A 17,491-nucleotide genomic window follows, 5' to 3' on the forward strand; every position below is an offset into this window, starting at 1 on the left:
CGAGATTACCCCCAAAGCGACAAGGCGGTCTTGCGCTGGATCAAGCACCTTGCAAGCGGCATCGGCGTTCATGGACACTCGATCCATCCTTTTTCGTCCATTGATGGGCATCAAGGTGCAGAAGGAAGATGCCGCGACACTGACCGAGACGATATCAAGGCCGACCCGATGGACGAAGCAAGCCGACCCAGCATGGACGACACCGGCGGCTTGCCCCCCGCAGAGGCACGGCAGCGCCTCGCGCGAGACGGTCCGAACGAGCTCCCGGTCTCGCGCCCCCGCGGCGTGCTACGGCTGGTCGGCGACGTGGTGACCGAGCCGATGTTCCTGCTCCTGGTGGCCTGCGGCGCCCTGTACATGGTGCTGGGCGACTGGCAAGAGGCGCTGATGCTGCTGGGGTTCGTGTTCGTGGTGATGGGCATCACCTTCGTGCAGCAGCGCCGAACCGAGCGCTCGCTGGAGGCCCTGCGCGACCTGTCCAGTCCGCTGGCGCTGGTGCTGCGCGGTGGTGAGCCCCGGAAGATTGCCGCCCGGGAACTGGTGTGTGGCGACACCGTTCTGCTGGCCGAGGGCGACCGCGTGCCTGCCGACCTGGAACTCACCCAGACCCGGAATCTGTCCCTGGACGGATCCCTGCTGACCGGTGAATCCGTGCCGGTGCAGAAGCAGGCGGACGGCGAGGTGGCGGTGCAGGCGTTCGCCGGCACGCTGGTGACCCAGGGCAGTGGGCGAGGCCGCGTGGTGGCCACGGGGGTGCGCAGTGCGCTGGGCCGAATCGGACAGTCGCTGCAGGGCATCGCCAGCGACACCACGCCGATCCAGCGCGAGACGAACCGCGTCGTCAAGACGGTGGCCGTGGTCGGGCTGTCGCTCGCCACGACGCTGGCCGTGGCCTACGGACTCTTGCGCGACGACTGGCTCGGCGGGCTGCTGGCCGGACTGACCCTGGCCATGGCCATCCTCCCGGAGGAACTGCCGGTCATCCTGACCCTGTTCCTGGGCCTGGGCGCGTGGCGCCTGTCGCGCCAGAAGGTATTGGCCCGCAGCATTCCCGCCGTGGAGATGCTGGGGGCCACGACCGTGCTGTGTGTCGACAAGACCGGCACGCTGACGGCCAATTGCATGGCGGTCCGGCGGCTCGCTTCGGGCAGCGCGCTCTATGACAGCCTGGAAGCTGGCGAAGCGCCCCTGGCCGAGGAGCTCCACGGCGTGCTCGAATACGCCGTGCTGGCCAGCCACCGCCGCGCCTTCGACCCGATGGAGTCCGCCATCGTCCGGACGGGGGCACGCCTTCTGGCCGACACCGAGCACCTGCACGCCGACTGGACACTGGTCGAAGACTACCCCCTGTCGCCCGCCATGCTGGCGATGTCGCGCGTCTGGCGCTCCCCTGATCTGCGCGACTACATGATCGCCGCCAAGGGCGCGCCCGAAGCCATCGTCGATCTCTGCCATCTGCCGGCCGAACAGCGCGAACACATTGCCAGGCAGGTGGCGACCATGGCGGGTGACGGCCTGCGCGTGCTGGGCGTGGCCAGCGCCGTGTTTGCGGCCTCGCCCTTGCCCGAGAACCAGCACGACTTCGACTTCGTCCTCATGGGCCTGGTCGGGCTGGAAGACCCGCTTCGTCCCGACGTACCCAACGCCATTGCCGCCTGCCAGGCCGCAGGCATCCGCGTCGTGATGATGACCGGCGACCACCCGGTCACCGCCCTGGCCATTGCGCGCCAGGCCGGCCTCTTCACCGATGCCCCCGCCATGACCGGGCAGGAACTGGCCGAACTCGCCGACGATGTCCTGCAGGACCGCCTGGACACCACCCAGGTGTTCTGCCGCGTGCAACCCGAGCAGAAGCTGCGCCTCGTGCAGGCCTTTCGCGCGCGCGGCGACGTGGTGGCCATGACCGGCGACGGTGTGAACGACGCGCCCGCCCTCAAGGCCGCGCACATCGGCGTGGCCATGGGCGCGCGCGGCACCGAAGTGGCCCGCCAGGCGGCCGACCTGGTGCTGCTGAACGACGACTTCGCCTCCATCGTCACGGCGGTGCGCTACGGCCGCCGCGTGTTCGCCAACCTGCGCAAGGCCATCGTGTTCGTGGTGGGCGTGCACGTGCCCATCGTCGGCCTCTCGCTGGTGCCGGTCCTGATGGGCTGGCCGATGCTGCTGATGCCTGTGCACATCCTGTTCCTGCAACTCATCATCGATCCGGCCTGCTCGGTGGTGTTCGAGGCAGAAGCTCTGGAAGCGGATGCCATGACGGTGCCGCCGCGCCGCGCCGATGCGCATCTGTTCGACCGCATCGTCCTGGCCCGCGGCCTGTGGCAGGGCTGCGGACTGCTGGGGTTGTTGCTGGGCGTGTACGCCGGCGTGCGGGCCATGGCGCACTCGGACGAGGTGGCGCGCGCCATGGTGTTTACCGTGCTCGTCCTGTGCAACCTCGGTCTGATCTACGCCAACCGGTCGTGGACCGCGGCGTCCTGGCGCCGGGCCGCGGCGCGCAACCGCTACTTCGGCTGGATCAGCATGGCCACCCTGGTGCTTCTCGCCTGCGCGCTCGGCGTGGCGCCCGTGCGCCGACTGTTCGCGTTCGACCTGCCCCCACCGGGGATGCTGGCGGCGGCCGTGGGGCTGGCCCTGCTGGGCTTGCTATGGTTCGAGGGCGTGAAGCGGGCACTGGACCGCAGCCCGCCCCATTCCACCGACCGGTCGCATCGCGACACGGCCAATGGCGGGCCGCCCGCGCATTGAAGGCGCCATCGAACCCGGCAGCCGCCGTGCGCTCAACGCGCCTTGCGCAAGCCCTTGCCGGACACGCCCGCTGGACCGCGGGCCGCGCCGTTGTCACGCGGCGGCAGGCCGGTGTGCTGCGTCAGGATGCGGCCCTTCGACGGCTTCACCGGCGTGAGCTTGACCGGCGCGGCCTTGGCGGTCGCCGGCACGGCGGTCGAGTTCTTGCGGCGCGCGCTGGTGTAGCCGCCGTCTGTCAGCGGCTGCCACGTCGGGATCAGGTGGTGCTTGCCGTTGCCGATCAGGTCGGCGCGACCCATGCTCTTGAGCGCCTCGCGCAGCAGCGGCCAGTTGTTGGCATCGTGGTAGCGCAGGAACGCCTTGTGCAGACGGCGGCGCTTGTCGCCGCGCACGATGTCCACCGTTTCACTCTCGCGCGTGATCTTGCGCAGCGGGTTCTTGTTGGTGTGGTACATCGCCGTCGCCGTGGCCATGGGCGACGGGTAGAAGGTCTGCACCTGGTCGGCGCGGAAGCCGTTCTTCTTGAGCCAGATGGCAAGGTTCATCATGTCCTCGTCGCTGGTGCCCGGGTGCGCGGCGATGAAGTACGGGATGAGGTACTGCTTCTTGCCCGCCTCGGCCGAGAACTTCTCGAACATCTGCTTGAACTTGTCGTAGCTGCCGATGCCGGGCTTCATCATCTTCGTGAGCGGGCCCTGCTCGGTGTGCTCGGGCGCGATCTTGAGGTAGCCGCCGACGTGGTGCTGCACCAGCTCCTTCACGTACTCGGGGCTCTGCACGGCCAGGTCGTAACGCAGGCCGGAGCCGATCAGGATCTTCTTGATGCCGCGCAGCGCACGCGCACGGCGGTAGATCTTGATGAGCGGATCGTGGTTGGTGCCGAGGTTCGAGCAGATGCCGGGGTACACGCAGCTGGGCTTGCGGCAGGCGGCTTCGATCTCGGGGCTCTTGCAGCCGAGCCGGTACATGTTGGCGGTCGGGCCGCCCAGGTCAGAGATGGTGCCGGTGAAGCCGCTCACGCTGTCGCGGATGGCCTCGACCTCCTTGATGATCGATTCTTCGGAGCGGCTCTGGATGATGCGGCCCTCGTGCTCGGTGATCGAGCAGAAGGTGCAGCCGCCGAAGCAGCCACGCATGATGTTCACGCTGAAGCGGATCATTTCCCATGCGGGGATCTTGGTCGCGCCGTCGTGGCTGCCGTTCTCGTCGGCATAGCGCGGGTGCGGGCTGCGCGCGTACGGCAGGTCGAACACGTGGTCCATCTCGGCCGTGGTCAGCGGAATGGGCGGTGGGTTGATCCAGACGTCGCGCGCGGTGTTGCCTTCGCCGTGCGCCTGCACCAGCGCGCGGGCATTGCCGGGGTTGGTCTCGAGGTGCAGCACGCGGTTGGCATGCGCATAGAGCACGGGGTCGGCGCGCACCTGTTCGTACGACGGCAGGCGGATCACCGAACGATCGCGCGGCGGCACCTTCAGCTTGACCGAGGGGTTGGCAACGAAGGTGATCGGCTTGATGGCCGGGTTCACATCGGCCGAGCGCGCACGCACGGCCGCCAGCGCCTGGGCGCCTGCCGCCTCGGCGGTGGCGGCCACGGCCTGGGCCTCGTCTTCCTTCGCGCAGGTGGCGCCGTTGGCCTTGGCCTGGTCCGACACCATCAGGTACGGGTTGACATGCGCCTCGACGCGCCCAGGTTCGTCGACGCTGGTCGAGTTGATCTCGAACCAGGCTTCCGGCGTTTCGCGCCGCACGAAAGCCGTGCCGCGCACGTCGGTGATCTGCTGCACCGGCTCCTTGGCGGCCAGGCGGTGCGCGATCTCGACGATGGCGCGCTCGGCGTTGCCGTACAGCAGCAGGTCGCACTTGGCATCGACCACGATCGAGCGGCGCACCTTGTCCGACCAGTAGTCGTAATGGGCGATGCGGCGCAGGCTACCTTCGATGCCGCCGAGGATGATCGGCACGTCGCTCCAGGCTTCCTTGCAGCGCTGCGAGTAGACGATGGCCGCGCGATCGGGCCGCGAGCCGCCGACGTCGCCGGGCGTGTAGGCGTCGTCGCTGCGGATCTTCCGGTCCGCCGTGTAGCGGTTGATCATCGAATCCATGTTGCCGGCGGTCACGCCGAAGAACAGGTTCGGCTTGCCCAGCGCCTTGAAAGGCTCGGCGCTCTGCCAGTCGGGCTGGGCGATGATGCCGACGCGAAAGCCCTGCGCTTCCAGCATGCGGCCGATCACGGCCATGCCGAAGCTCGGGTGGTCGACGTAGGCATCGCCCGTGACCACGATGATGTCGCAGCTGTCCCAGCCGAGCGCGTCCATCTCCTGGCGCGAAGTCGGCAGAAATTTCGCCGTGCCGAACCGCGCCGCCCAGTACTTGCGGTAGCTGGTCAGCGGCTTGGCGGCGCGCGCGAAAAAGGAGACGTCGACGGGGGCGTTCATCGGGTGACTATCGGGGTCGGTGCGTGAGGCCTGGGAGGCGGGCCATGGCCTTCGGGCCTGCGGAGGGCAACCCGCGATTGTAGGCGGCCGGGTCGCTTCTGTCGCCCCTGACCGGAGTGTCCCGCGCTGCGGCAGGGCTTGATTTAGTTGACTAAGTCAACTTGTTGGCGCCAGAATACGACGATGTCCGTCGCCGCCCTCCCCGATCCCGTCACGCCCGAAGCCGTCAAGGCGGTACGCCGCTTCAACCGTTTCTTCACCCGCCGCATCGGCGTGCTGGAGCCCTACCTGGGCAGCGAACTCTCGCTGACCGACGTGCGCGTGCTGTACGAACTGGCCCACCGACCGGGCATCGTGGCGCGCGACCTGATGCATGACCTGGGGCTCGACGCCGGCTACCTCAGCCGCATCCTCAAGCGCTTCGAGGCCGCCGGCTGGCTGACACGCGCGCCCAGCCCGGGCGACGGCCGGCAGAGCCTGCTGACGCTCACCGAAGCCGGCCACGCCTTCTTCGCGCCGCTGCAGCAGAAGTCGCGCGACGAGGCCGCCACCTTGCTGCAGCCGCTGAATGCCGCGCACCGCGCGCAGCTCGTCGATGCGATGGCGCGCGTCGAGGCGTTGCTGGAAGGCGCTGCGTCATCGCGCCGCGACATCGTGCTGCGCGACCCGGTGCCGGGCGACATCGGCTGGGTGGTGCAGCAGCACGCCGAGGTCTACTGGCGCGAGTACGGCTGGACCAGCGACTTCGAGGCCCTGGTCGCCGGCATCGCGGCAGATTTCATCCGCAAATTCCAGCCCGCGTGGGAGAAGTGCTGGATCGCCGAACTCGACGGCGAGCGGGTCGGTGCGGTCTTCGTGGTGCGCAAGTCGGCCACCACGGCGCAGCTGCGGATGCTCATCCTCGCGCCCCAGGCACGCGGCCTGGGCCTCGGTGCGCGGTTGACCGACGAATGCATCGCCTTCGCGCGCGCCAAGGGCTATCGCAAGATCGCGTTGTGGACCAACAGCTGCCTGACGGCCGCGCGCGCGATCTACGCGAAGCGCGGCTTCCGGCTCGTCAAGTCGGAGCCCTACGAGGGATTCGGCCAGCAGCTCGTCGGCGAGACCTGGGAACTCAAGCTATAGCAGCGCAGCGGCGCACGCCGCGGAAGGCGTGAGGAACACGAGCGCCGTCTCAATCGGCAGTGATCTTGCGTTCGCGCACGATGGCGCCCCACTTGGCATCTTCCTTCCGCATGAAGGCCGTCAGCTCCGCGCGCGTGGTGGGCTGCGGCGTCAGGCCGTGCTTGTTCAGCGCCTCCTTGACGCCCGGGTCGTTCAGCACCTTGACGATCTCCAGATTCCAGCGGTCCAGGATCGGCGCCGGTGTCTTGGCGGGCGCGACGAAGGCGTACCAGTTCAGCGCCTCGAACCCCGGATAGCCCGATTCGGCCACGGTGGGGACGTTGGGCATGTAGGCCGGCCGCGTCGGTCCGGTCGTGGCCAGCGGGATCAGCCTGCCCGCTTCCACCTGCGGCAGTGCCGTTGGAGGCGCCGAGAAGTACGACGCCACGCGTTCGCCGATCAGGTCCTGCATGGCCGGTGCGCCGCCCTTGTACGGCACGTGCACCATGTCGATGCCGGCGCGCTGGTTGAACAGTTCGCCGGCCAGATGGGAGGCCGATCCGGCACCGGTGGACGCGAAGTCCACGCCACCCGGCTTGGTCTTCGCCAGCGCGACGAATTCGCCCAGCGTCTTCACGCCCAGGCCCTTGTGGACCACGAGCACGTTCGGGAAGTTGACGCCGCCCGACACCGGGGCGAGGTCCTTGAACGGGTCGTAGCGCAGCTTCATGACATGCGGCGCGATGGTCAGCGGCCCGATCGAGCCGAACAGAAGCATCGTGCCGTCCGACGGCCCGCCGGCCACCAGCTGGTGGGCGATGTTGCCGCCGGCGCCGGCCTTGTTGTCGACCAGCACGCTCTGGCCGATGTCCTCGCCCAGCTTCTTCGCGATCAGGCGCGCCGCCGCGTCGGCCGCACCGCCCGCCGCGAAGCCCACGACCAGGGTGACCGGCTTCTTCGGGGGAAAGTCCTGCGCATGGCCTGTAGCGGCCAGCAGCAGGAAGGACGCCATCAGGGTCGTGGCACGCAGCCGTTGTCTCTTGTTCATCGTGGTTTCCTTGGGGGGGGGAGGGGACGTCTTCAGTCGGCGCCCAGGCCGACCGGATTCGGCTGGCGCTTCTCGACCGCGTGGCGCAGAAGGGCCGCGCTGCGGAAAATCCCGTGCGCGAACTTGCCGTAGGGGAGCGTGGCGAAGAGCGCCATCACGACGCCCAGGTGCAGGCACAGCAGCAGCGCCAGCGCCGGCGTACCGCGCCCGAGCCAGAGCGCCAGGCCGCTGGCGCTGGCGAGAAACAGCAGCGCGATGAAACCGAGGTCCATCGGCTTCTGGGCCACGTCGCCGTGCAGCGGATGACGCCGGCGGTTCAGTCGCCACAGGCCGGCCGTACCGACCATCAGGCTGACACCGCCGGCCACGCCCAGCAGCTTCGGCAGGCTCGGCCATTCGTAGGGCGCCTGCCAGCCGAGCAGGTAGTGGTAGAGCGTCGCCACGCAGGTGGCCGCGAAGCACAACAGGAAGCCGTAGAAGGTGAGGTGATGGAAGCGCCGGCGCGACAGGGTGTAGGCGTCGTCCTCGTTGTGGCAGCCCTCGCCGTGGCCGCCGTCGAGGTACTTCAGGCGCAGCACGGCATCGGCGGCCTCGACCGCGGCCGGCGCCCGCAGCGGCGCCCCGCTGGTGGCCGGCGTGATCTCGCGCCAGAAGCGGGTCACGCCCTTGCCCAGCGCGAAGACCACGAAGCCGAACACCGGCGCGAACAGGCCGACCAGCAGCCCGTGCGGGAACAGCCGGTAGAAATTGCCCTCGAGTCGGCCACCCCACAGCGTCCCGTTGAGCGCCACCGCCAACAGCAGGAACAGCGCCAGCCCGGCCGCCAGGGCCAGCGACAGCGTCAGTCCGTTGCGCCGGTACAAGCGGCCCAGGGCCGGCGGCCAGGCGTAGTCGGCATAGGTCTGGCCGCGCACCTCGGCCATCGCCTTGGGCACATTGACGGCGAACTCGTGCGGCGGCGCGTACTGGCAGGCATGCAGACAGGCGCCGCAGTTGTGGCAGAGGTTGGCCAGGTAGTGGATGTCGGCGCGGCCGAACTCGAGCCGCCGCGTCATCGCCGGGAAGACGGCGCAGAAGCCCTCGCAGTAGCGGCAGGCATTGCAGATCTGCATCTGGCGGCCGACCTCGGCCTCGCTCGCGCTCAGGATCGGAATCACGCGCCGCTCGCCGGACGCGAGCGAGACCGCCTCGCGGGTCAGGGCCTCAAGCTGCCGCATGGTCGAACTCCTTGCTGGCGGCCCGGGCCGCCCGGCTGCCCGCGATACGGCCGAAGGCGGTGCCGATGGCCATGCCGACCCCGGCCGTGTAGCCCTTGCCGAGCACGTTGCCGGCCATCATCTCGCCGGCCACAAACAGGTTCGGGCTCGGGCGGCCGCCGAAGTGCACGGCGGAATCCTCGTTCACCCGCAGGCCCAGGTAGGTGAAGGTGATGCCGGGGCGCAGCGCATAGCCGTAGTACGGCGGCGTGTCGATCGGCCGGGCCCAATGCGTCTTGGCCGGCGCCAGACCTTCCGTGTGGCAGTCGTCCAGCGTCGTATGGTCGAAACGGCCGACGCGGCAGGCCGCGTTGTAGGCGCTCAGGGTCTCGACGAAGGCGCCTTCGGGCAGCCCCAGCTTGCGCGCGAGTTCCGGCAGCGTGTCGGCCATGGTGCCGGGGAACACCGGCGGCATGAAGCGCCCGATCGCCTTGCGGTCGATGATCGAGTAGCCGATCTGGCCCGGCTGTTGCGCGACCAGCCGGCCCCAGATCGCATAGCGCTTGGGCCAGAAGTCCTCGCCCTCGTCATAGAAGCGCCGGGCGTCCCGGTTGACGACCACCCCCAGCGAGACGCAGTCGATGCGGGTGCAGATGCCGCCGTCGTACAGCGGCGCCCGGGCATCGATCGCCACCATGTGGGCCTGCGTCGGGTCGCCGACCGAATCGGCCCCGGCATCGATCAGGGCCTTGAGCAGCACCCCCTGATTGAAGCGGGTGCCGCGGATCAGGAAATTGTCGGCCGGCCGCTCGCCGCGCTCGTTCTCGCCCCAGGCCTGGCTGAGCCACTCGCGGTTCGACTCGAAGCCGCCGGCCGCGAGCACGCAGGCGCGCGCCTCGATGCGCTCGCCGCCCGCCGTGCAGGCGGCCACGAAGCGGTCGCCATCGAGCTCGACCGACATGATCGGCGTGTCGTAGCGGACCCGCACCCCGAGCGCCTCGGCACTCCGGAAATAAGCGTTCACGAGCGCCTTGCCGCCACCCATGAAAAAAGCGTTGGTGCGTGCGACGTGCAGCGCGCCCGACAACGGCGGCTGGAAGTGCACGCCGTGGCGGCGCATCCAGTCGCGGCAGGTCGACGACGCACGGATCGCGATGCGCGCGAGGTGCTCGTCGGTCAGGCCACCGGTCACCTTCAACAGGTCCTGCCAGTACTCCTCTTCGGGATAGGCGTCGACCAGCACGTCCTGCGGCGCATCGTGCATGCATCGCAGGTTGCGGGTGTGCTGGGAATTGCCGCCGCGCCATTCGCGCGGCGAGGCCTCGACCAGCAGCACGCTGGCGCCGGCCTCGCGCGCCATCAGCGCGGCGCACAGCGCGGCGTTGCCGCCGCCGACGACCAGGACGTCGATCATTCAGTTGTCTCCTCGTGGTGGAGGGCAACTGTAGGCAGGCAGGTCGGCGGGCGACAGTGCGCCCCAGGCGAGAGGTCTTCAGTTTTCGTGAAGGGTGGCGCCGGCCCAGCGGCCTTCGCGCACCAGCCGGCGCGCCGTGTCGGCCAGCACCACCCGGGCGGCCAGCGCCGCCGGCGACAGCTCGTCGTCCGACAGGCTGGCCAGCAGGTTGCGGCGGCCGACCTGGGCATCGGCGATGCGCACCTGCATCAGGCCGGCAGCCCCCAGGCGAGCGGTCGCCGCGCCCGGCTGGATGGTCGCGCCCTGCCCCGCACGCACCGCGTCCATCAGCAGCGCCAGGCCGTCGATCTCGGCCACGACGCGGGGCTCGACGCGGGCCCGGGCGAAGGCCGCGGCCAGCGTCGCGCGCAGCCCATGCGAGGCGCTCGGCAGGATCAACGGCAGCGCCCCCAGCCGTGCGATGCGCACCTGGCGGCCTGCGGGCAGGCCCGGCAGGTCGTCCCGGCCGATCACGAACAGCTTCTCGTCGAGCAAGGGCAGCACGCTCCAGCGCCGTGCGGCATCGGCCTGGAACAGCACCGCGAGGTCGAGCTGGCGCCCGTTGAGCATGGTCGCCAGATGGCCCGAAAGGGCCTCCACCAGGTGCAGCCTGACCTCGGGATAGCGTTCGGCCATGGCCTGGATCAGCGGCACACCGAGCACCGCCGAGGTGGTCGACGGCAGGCCGATGCTCACATGGCCCGCGAGCCGTGCCTGCTGCGCCGCCCGCACCGCCTCGTCGGCGTGGCGCAAGGTGAGCTGGGCCTGCTGCAGGAAGGCCAGGCCGGCATCGGTCGGCGTCACGCCGGTCGAACTGCGCTGCAGCAGGCGCGTCGACAGCTCGCTCTCGAGACGGCTGATCTGCTGGCTCAGCGCCGAGGTGGCCAGGTCGAGCTCGAGCGCGGCGCGCCCCATGCTGCGCAATTCGCAGGTCTTGACGAAGTAGCGCAGTTGCCTCAGTTCCATCGCTGCTTCAGCGGGCGGTGCGCTGCCCGGAGGCGGTCGCCGCGAAGGCGCGCACGGCCGCCCTCACTGCATGAACCAGCCGTGGCTCACCACCAGCGACTGGCCGGTCAGCGCGTTGGTCGGGAAGGCGGCGAACAGCAGCGCCACGCGGGCCACGTCGTCGACCGTGGTGAATTCGCCGTCGACCGTCTCCTTGAGCATCACGTTCCTGATGACCTCCTCCTCGGTGATGCCGAGGGTCTTGGCCTGCTCGGGGATCTGCTTGTCGACCAGCGGCGTGCGCACGAAGCCGGGGCAGATCACGTTGGCGCGCACGCCGTGCTTGGCGCCCTCCTTGGCCACCGTCTTGGCCAGGCCGATGAGGCCGTGCTTGGCCGTCACGTAAGGCGCCTTCAGCAGCGACGCTTCCTTGGAGTGCACCGAGCCCATGTAGATCACGCTGCCGCCGCGGCCCTGCGCGTACATGTGCTTGAGGCAGGCCTTGGTCGTGAGGAAAGCGCCGTCGAGGTGGATGGCGAGCATCTTCTTCCAGTCGGCGAAGCTGAATTCCTCCACCGGATGGACGATCTGGATGCCGGCGTTGCTCACCAGGATGTCGATGCCGCCGAAGGCCTTGGCCGCCTCTTCGACGGCCGCGTCGACCTGGTCCTCGCTGGTCACGTCGACCGCCACGCCGATGGCCTGCGCGCCCTGGGCCTGAAGCTCGGCCGCCGTGGCGTCGGCCGCGGCCTTGTTGAGGTCGGCGATGACGATCTTCGCGCCCTCCTGCGCGAACAGCAGCGCGATTTCCTTGCCGATGCCGCTGGCCGAGCCGGTGATGAAGGCGACCTTGTCCTTGAGTTGCATGGGATGTCCTGGTTGACGTGAAAAGAGGGTGGCAGGCGTGCAAGCCGCGTGCCGGGGACGAGAAAGCCTACGCGGGCCGCCTTTGGCGAAGCTGACCGGTTCAGCGCGCCGCGCGCACGGCCGGGAGCTGGAGCGGACGGCGCACGCGGTGCGCGTTCGGTTCGGTCAGGTCGAAGGTGGTGACGCCGTTGACCTGCGAGGCCTCCTGCAGCAGTTCCGGGTGGTCCAGCGTGTTGCGGATGTCGCGCAGGCCGGCCTCCCAGTGGTCCTCGACCGAGGCGCGCGAGAACTCGTAGTCCTTCGACTCCAGCTCGTGGGGCTTGTCGCGGTAGATCAGGTGGACGATCTCGATCGGCTGGTGCGTCAGCTCCGCGCAGATGGCGGCCACCGCCGGGTCCTTGCGCAGGCGCTCCGGCATCTTGGCCATCAGGTCGGCAATGGCCTGCTGCAGGTTCATGTTGGCGGCCATCGCATCGGTGTTCATCCGGGTGCGGCTCGAATAGGTGATGTCCTTCTGCCGCTCCATCGCCTCGGCCATGGTGCGCGGCATGTCGCCGTGGGCACTGAAGAGGTCGACCTGCAGCACCATCATCGGCTCGGTGCGCGGATGGGTGTCGAGCACGTACTGCAGCGGCGTGTTCGACACGATGCCGCCGTCCCAGTAGTCCTCGCCGTCGATGTGCACCGGCGCGAAGCCCGGCGGCAGCGCACCGCTGGCCATGATGTGCTCGGGCCCGATGCGCTGCACCGTGTTGTCGAAGTAGACCGAGTTGCCGCTGCGCACGTTGACCGCGCCCACGCTGAAGCGGATGCCGCCGTCGTTGATGCGGTCGAAGTCGACCAGCCGCTCGAGCGTGGCCTGCAGCGGCGCCGTGTCGTAGTAGCTGAGCACCGGCGCCGCGCCGCCCAGCAGCAGCGCGGGGGAGCGACGCGGCTCGAAGAAGCCGGGGACGCCGAACAGCGAGGCGGCGCCGGCGCTCCACTGGTTGCGCCAGGTGCGCTCGCCGGCCCACTCGGGCAGGCGCTGCGCCGGAGCGGACGACACCAGGTGCCAGAACTCCTTGAGCCGCTCGACGCGCTTGTCCGGCGGGTTGCCGGCGATGAGCGCGGCGTTGACCGCGCCGATCGACACGCCCGCCACCCAGTCGAGCTGCTTGTGCTTTTCGGTGACGCCGGCGTAGACGCCGGCCTGGTAGGCACCGAGTGCGCCGCCGCCCTGCAGCACGAGCGCACGGCGCGCCTTCGTGATGTCCAGGCGCGCGGCCGATCGGCGGGTCTTGGGGCGGGGGGCGGTGGTCATGCCTGACATTGGACACCAACCCGCGCGCCGATGGCATCATCCCGTCGCATGAGTGCCTTGCCTTCCCACCCGGAGATCATCCGCTTCTGGCGCGACGCCGGCCCGCAACGCTGGTTCAGGAAAGACCCGGCCTTCGACGCCGACTTCAAGGCGCGCTTCGAGGCGGCGCACCACGCGGCCGCGACCGGCGCGCTCGACCACTGGGCAGCGACGCCCGACGGCGCGCTGGCACTGATGATCCTGCTCGACCAATTGCCGCGCAACGCCTGGCGCGGCAGCGGCCACATGGTCGCGACCGACGGCAAGGCGCTGGCCGTGGCCCGTGCCGCCATCGATGCCGGCTTCGACCGCCGGGTCGACGAGCCGCTGCGCGCCTTCTTCTACCTGCCCTTCATGCATTCGGAGTCGCCGGCCGACCAGGAGCGCTGCGTCGAACTCTGCGCCGACCTGCCCGACAACCTGCGCTTCGCGATCCTGCACCGCGACATCATCCTGCGCTTCGGCCGCTTTCCGCACCGCAACGCCGCCCTCGGACGCACGACGACGCCAGAGGAACAGCGCTTTCTCGACGAGGGCGGCTTCGCGGGTTAATCCTTCGTCGCCGGCTGCTGCGGCACCTGCGCCTGTGGCCGCACCCGCCCGCGCAAGGACCCGTACTGGTGGGCGTAGACCCAGGTGAACTCGGCCCCCAGCAGGAAGATCTGCGCCGAGTAGTAGACCCACACCAGCACCACGACCAGCGAGCCGGCCGCACCGTAGCCCGAGGCCACGCTGCTCTTGCCGATGTACAGGCCGATCAGGTGCTTGCCGACGGTGAAGAGCAGCGCCGTGACGCCCGCCCCCACCCACACGTCGCGCCATTCCACCGTCACCCGCGGCATGAGCTTGTAGATCATCGCGAAGATGACGGTGACCATGGCGAAGCTGAAGACGAAGTTCACGCCCTGCGCCAGCGCCTCCCAGCCGCCGAAGACCGGCGCCCACCACTTGCCCAGCGCCGCGATGGCCGCGCTCGCGACCAGCGAGACGATCAGCAGGAAGCCGATGCCCATGATCATGCTGAAGGACAGCAGACGCACCCGCAGCAGGCCGAAGATGCCGCCACCGGTGTCGCGCGCGGGCGCGCGCCAGATGCGGTCCATCGCGTCCTGCAGCTCGCCGAAGACGGTGGTGGCGCCGACCACCAGCAGCGCCAGGCCGATCAGGGTGGCGATGATGCCCTCGCGCGGCTTGTTGACCGCCTCGAGCATGCCCTGCACCGCCAGCGCGCCCTGCGCGCCCATCAGGCCCGAGAGCTGCGCGAAGATTTCACCGCGCGCGGCCTCCTGGCCGAACACCAGGCCGGCCACCGAGATCACGATCAGCAGCAGCGGCGCCACCGAGAAGACCGTGTAGTAGGCCAGTGCGGCGCCCATGCTGGGCGCGTAGTCGCTCTTCCACGAGAGGAAGGTCTGCCTGGAAAGATCGACGAGGGCGCGCAGTTGCATGCGCCAAGTGTCGCTGCGTGCGGGTCGGGCGCATGTCGGCGCACTGCGACACTTGCCGCCGACGGCAGGCTCGCCAGCGCGGCACGCCGTGGCCGCCATAATCGTTGGCCTATGCAGCTGCACGTCACGGACGCCGCCACCTCCCCGGCCGCCCACCGCCCCCGCCCGCAATCGCCCCGCGATCTCTTCCTCTCCTTCACCTGGCTGGCCCTGCAGGGCTTCGGCGGCGTGCTGGCCATCGTGCAGCGCGAGCTCGTCGAGAAGAAGAAATGGCTCACGCCCGAGGAATTCCTGGAGGACTGGGCGGTGGCCCAGGTGCTGCCGGGGCCCAACGTGATCAACCTGTCGGTGATGATCGGCGACCGCTACTTCGGCCTGCGCGGCGCCGCGGCGGCGCTGGCCGGCATGCTGACGGTGCCACTGGTCGTGATCCTCGCGCTGGCGGTGCTCTACGCCCACTTCGCCGCGAATCCGCAGGTGGCGGGCGCGCTGCGCGGCATGGGCGCGGTGGCGGCCGGGCTCATCGCCGCCACCGGCATCAAGCTGCTGCCGGCGCTGCGGCGGCATCCGCTCGGCTTCGGTCTCTGCCTGGGGTTCGTGGCCGCGGTCTTCGCCGCCATCGCCTGGCTGCGCGTTCCGCTGGGCTGGGTGCTGGTCGTGGTGGGCGGCGTGGCCTGCGGCGAAACCTGGCGGCGGCTGCGGCCGGCGAAAGGCCCCGCGCCATGACCATCACGATGCACTGGCACGACTGGCTGGCGCTGCTCGCGCAGTACCTCATGCTGTCGCTGCTCTCCGTGAGCGGCGCCATCACCACCGTGCCCGACATGCACCGCTACCTGGTCGACCAGCACCGCTGGCTGACCGAAGCGCAGTTCACCTCGTCGGTCGCCATCGCCCAGGCGGCGCCCGGCCCCAACGTGCTCTTCGTCGGGCTGATGGGCTGGAACGTCGGGCTCAACGCCGGCGGCGGCATCGGCGCCGGTGTGCACGCCTGGCTGCTCGGCCTGTTCGGCCTGGCCGTGACCATGCTCGGCATCCTGGTGCCGAGCACCACCCTCACCTACGTCGCCACCCGCTGGGGCCACCGCAACCGCGAACGGCGCGAGGTGCGCGCCTTCAAGCAGGGCATGGCGCCGGTGGTCGTCGGCCTGCTGATCGCGACCGCCTGGGTGCTGGCCGCCGGCAATGTCGCCACCGACGTGCCGGCCTGGCGCCTGTGGCTGCTCACCGTCGCGGCCGCCTTCGTCGTCTGGCGCACCCGCGTGCACCTGCTCTGGCTGCTCGGCGCCGGCGCGTTGCTGGGCGCCTTCGGACTCGTCTGACTTTTCAGGACACCCCATGCAACTTCGCGAACTCGGCCGCTCCGGCCTTCAGGTGTCCCCGCTGGCCTTCGGGGGCAACGTCTTCGGATGGACGGTCGACGAGGCCCAGTCCTTCCGGCTGCTCGATGCCTGGCTCGATGCGGGCTTCAACGTCGTCGACACGGCCGATGTGTACTCCCGCTGGGTGCCCGGCCATGTCGGCGGCGAGTCGGAAACGATCATCGGCAAGTGGTTCCGCCAGAGCGGCAAGCGCAACCGCGTCGTGCTCGCCACCAAGGTCGGCAAGCCGATGGGCGACGGCAAGGCGGGCCTGTCGGCGGCCTACATCCGCGCGGCGGTCGATGCGTCGCTGACACGGCTCAAGACCGACCACATCGACCTCTACCAGTCGCACGACGACGATGCGGGCACGCCGCTCGAAGAGACCTTGGAAGCCTTCGCCGGGCTCATCAAGGCGGGCAAGGTGCGCGCGATCGGCGCGTCGAACTACAGCGCGCCGCGCCTGGCCGAAGCGCTGGACGTGTCGGAACGCCTGGGCCTGCCGCGCTACGAAAGCCTGCAGCCGCTCTACAACCTCTACGACCGGGCCGTGTTCGAGGACGCGCTGGCCCCGCTGTGCCTGGAACGCGGCGTGGGCGTGGTCAACTTCTACGCGCTGGCCGCCGGCTTTCTGACCGGCAAGTACCGGAGCGCTGCCGACGCGGGCAAGAGCGCGCGCGGCGCCAACACCACGAAGACGTACCTGAACGCGCGCGGGCTGCGCATCCTCGCCGCGCTCGACGCGGTGGCGGCCACGTATGGCGCGACACCCGCCCAGGTGGCGATCGCCTGGCAGATCGCACAGCCGGCGGTGACGGCGCCGATCGCCAGCGCCACCTCGACCGCGCAGCTCGACGAACTCGCGAAAGCCGCCATGCTCGAGCTCGACGACGCCTCCATCGCGGCCTTGGAGGCGGCCAGCCGGGAAGCCTGACGGTAGGCTCGTTCCGACATGGTTTGGCGCTTCCGGCGCCTGCCGGTATCGCGCGCGAAGGCCCAGAGTCCGCTCATCCAAGCACTCGGAGAGAGAAAACCATGTCCTTCGCGCTTTACATGATCGGATTCCTGATCTTCCTCGCCGGGCTCGCCTGGGGGGCCTCGGTCGCCGGGGTCCCGACGCTGTACATCGGCATCGGCACACTCGTCCTGCTGGGCATCGGCATCTTCAGCGGCGTGGGACGCACGCGCGGGAAGGACCCGTCTTGAGGCACACCAGCGCCCCTCGCTGACACGGCGCCCGCAAAAAAAGCCCGTCCGGTCTGAACCGGACGGGCTTTTTGCTGGGCGCTGGACGCGCGCTTACTTGGGTGCGGAAGCGGCGTTGCGTGCAGCCTCGGTGGCAGCATTGGCCTGATCGAGCGCCGACGAGGCGGACGACGAGGGCGCAGCCGCCGGATCGGACGAAGCCGGCGCCGCAGGTGCCGGCGAGACCGCGGCCGGCGGGGGCGTGACCACGGCGGGTGCCGGCTCCTCTTTCTTGCCGCAGGCAGCCAGGGCGGCAGCGGCGATGACGGCGGCGAGCAGGACGGATTTGTTCATGGCGTCTC

Annotated in this window: 16 protein-coding genes; 7 read left to right on the top strand and 9 right to left on the bottom strand. The window is 69.7% G+C overall.

Features of this window, described 5'->3' with window-relative positions; translation table 11 throughout:
* Positions 1–168 precede the first annotated feature (168 nt).
* The gene (locus tag N8A90_RS20620) at positions 169–2,748 is read left to right on the top strand and encodes a cation-translocating P-type ATPase (protein WP_262076929.1); all 2,580 of its coding nucleotides are present in this window, start codon (positions 169–171) and stop codon (positions 2,746–2,748) included.
* A 32-nt stretch (positions 2,749–2,780) separates the two neighbouring features.
* Here the strand turns inward: N8A90_RS20620 and N8A90_RS20625 are convergent, their stop codons facing one another.
* A complete protein-coding gene (locus N8A90_RS20625) occupies positions 2,781–5,183 on the bottom strand; it encodes a YgiQ family radical SAM protein (protein ID WP_262076930.1) in 2,403 nt (800 codons plus the stop codon).
* Between the two features lie 183 nt (positions 5,184–5,366).
* Between N8A90_RS20625 and N8A90_RS20630 the strand changes: the two genes are divergently transcribed.
* A complete protein-coding gene (locus tag N8A90_RS20630) occupies positions 5,367–6,308 on the top strand; it encodes a bifunctional helix-turn-helix transcriptional regulator/GNAT family N-acetyltransferase (protein WP_262076931.1) in 942 nt (313 codons plus the stop codon).
* 49 nt (positions 6,309–6,357) lie between these two features.
* Here N8A90_RS20630 and N8A90_RS20635 read toward each other — a convergent pair whose 3' ends face one another.
* The 6 genes from N8A90_RS20635 to N8A90_RS20660 all read right to left on the bottom strand — a co-directional run bounded on the left by N8A90_RS20635 (position 6,358) and on the right by N8A90_RS20660 (position 13,096).
* Positions 6,358–7,335 (bottom strand): Bug family tripartite tricarboxylate transporter substrate binding protein, encoded by a 978-nt coding sequence (locus N8A90_RS20635; protein WP_410087718.1) that lies wholly within the window; start codon positions 7,333–7,335, stop codon positions 6,358–6,360.
* Positions 7,336–7,367: 32 nt separating this feature from the next.
* Positions 7,368–8,552: a tricarballylate utilization 4Fe-4S protein TcuB gene (gene tcuB, locus N8A90_RS20640; protein WP_262076932.1), complete on the bottom strand. Its 1,185-nt coding sequence runs from the start codon at positions 8,550–8,552 to the stop codon at positions 7,368–7,370.
* Positions 8,539–9,945 (bottom strand): FAD-dependent tricarballylate dehydrogenase TcuA, encoded by a 1,407-nt coding sequence (gene tcuA, locus N8A90_RS20645; protein WP_262076933.1) that lies wholly within the window; start codon positions 9,943–9,945, stop codon positions 8,539–8,541. Before tcuA ends, tcuB begins: the two co-directional genes overlap by 14 nt.
* 78 nt (positions 9,946–10,023) lie before the next feature.
* A complete protein-coding gene (locus N8A90_RS20650; protein ID WP_262076934.1) occupies positions 10,024–10,950 on the bottom strand; it encodes a LysR substrate-binding domain-containing protein in 927 nt (308 codons plus the stop codon).
* 63 nt (positions 10,951–11,013) lie between these two features.
* Positions 11,014–11,796, bottom strand: a complete 783-nt coding sequence (locus tag N8A90_RS20655) for a 3-hydroxybutyrate dehydrogenase (RefSeq protein ID WP_262076935.1) — start codon at positions 11,794–11,796, stop codon at positions 11,014–11,016.
* Between the two features lie 100 nt (positions 11,797–11,896).
* Entirely contained in the window at positions 11,897–13,096 is a 1,200-nt protein-coding gene (locus N8A90_RS20660; protein WP_262076936.1) for a patatin-like phospholipase family protein, read from the bottom strand.
* Between the two features lie 48 nt (positions 13,097–13,144).
* On the opposite strand from N8A90_RS20660, the gene N8A90_RS20665 reads away from it, so the two are divergent.
* Positions 13,145–13,687 (top strand): DUF924 family protein, encoded by a 543-nt coding sequence (locus N8A90_RS20665; RefSeq protein WP_410087719.1) that lies wholly within the window; start codon positions 13,145–13,147, stop codon positions 13,685–13,687.
* On the opposite strand, the gene N8A90_RS20670 is transcribed toward N8A90_RS20665, so the two are convergent.
* Entirely contained in the window at positions 13,684–14,583 is a 900-nt protein-coding gene (locus N8A90_RS20670; RefSeq protein WP_262076938.1) for a YihY/virulence factor BrkB family protein, read from the bottom strand. The genes N8A90_RS20665 and N8A90_RS20670 overlap by 4 nt on opposite strands.
* Before the next feature lie 111 nt (positions 14,584–14,694).
* On the opposite strand from N8A90_RS20670, the gene N8A90_RS20675 reads away from it, so the two are divergent.
* From N8A90_RS20675 to N8A90_RS20690, 4 genes are all read left to right on the top strand, one after another.
* Complete coding sequence (locus N8A90_RS20675; protein ID WP_262076939.1) at positions 14,695–15,309, top strand: chromate transporter; 615 nt, start codon at positions 14,695–14,697, stop codon at positions 15,307–15,309.
* The gene (locus N8A90_RS20680; protein WP_262076940.1) at positions 15,306–15,905 is read left to right on the top strand and encodes a chromate transporter; all 600 of its coding nucleotides are present in this window, start codon (positions 15,306–15,308) and stop codon (positions 15,903–15,905) included. The genes N8A90_RS20675 and N8A90_RS20680 overlap by 4 nt, the downstream gene beginning before the upstream one ends.
* A gap of 16 nt (positions 15,906–15,921) precedes the next feature.
* Positions 15,922–16,878: an aldo/keto reductase gene (locus tag N8A90_RS20685; protein ID WP_262076941.1), complete on the top strand. Its 957-nt coding sequence runs from the start codon at positions 15,922–15,924 to the stop codon at positions 16,876–16,878.
* A gap of 101 nt (positions 16,879–16,979) precedes the next feature.
* The gene (locus tag N8A90_RS20690) at positions 16,980–17,150 is read left to right on the top strand and encodes a hypothetical protein (protein ID WP_262076942.1); all 171 of its coding nucleotides are present in this window, start codon (positions 16,980–16,982) and stop codon (positions 17,148–17,150) included.
* A gap of 93 nt (positions 17,151–17,243) precedes the next feature.
* On the opposite strand, the gene N8A90_RS20695 is transcribed toward N8A90_RS20690, so the two are convergent.
* Entirely contained in the window at positions 17,244–17,483 is a 240-nt protein-coding gene (locus tag N8A90_RS20695) for a hypothetical protein (RefSeq protein WP_262076943.1), read from the bottom strand.
* Positions 17,484–17,491 lie beyond the last annotated feature (8 nt).

Origin of the sequence: Variovorax sp. N23 (assembly GCF_025486315.1) — a bacterium.
GTDB lineage: Bacteria > Pseudomonadota > Gammaproteobacteria > Burkholderiales > Burkholderiaceae_C > Variovorax.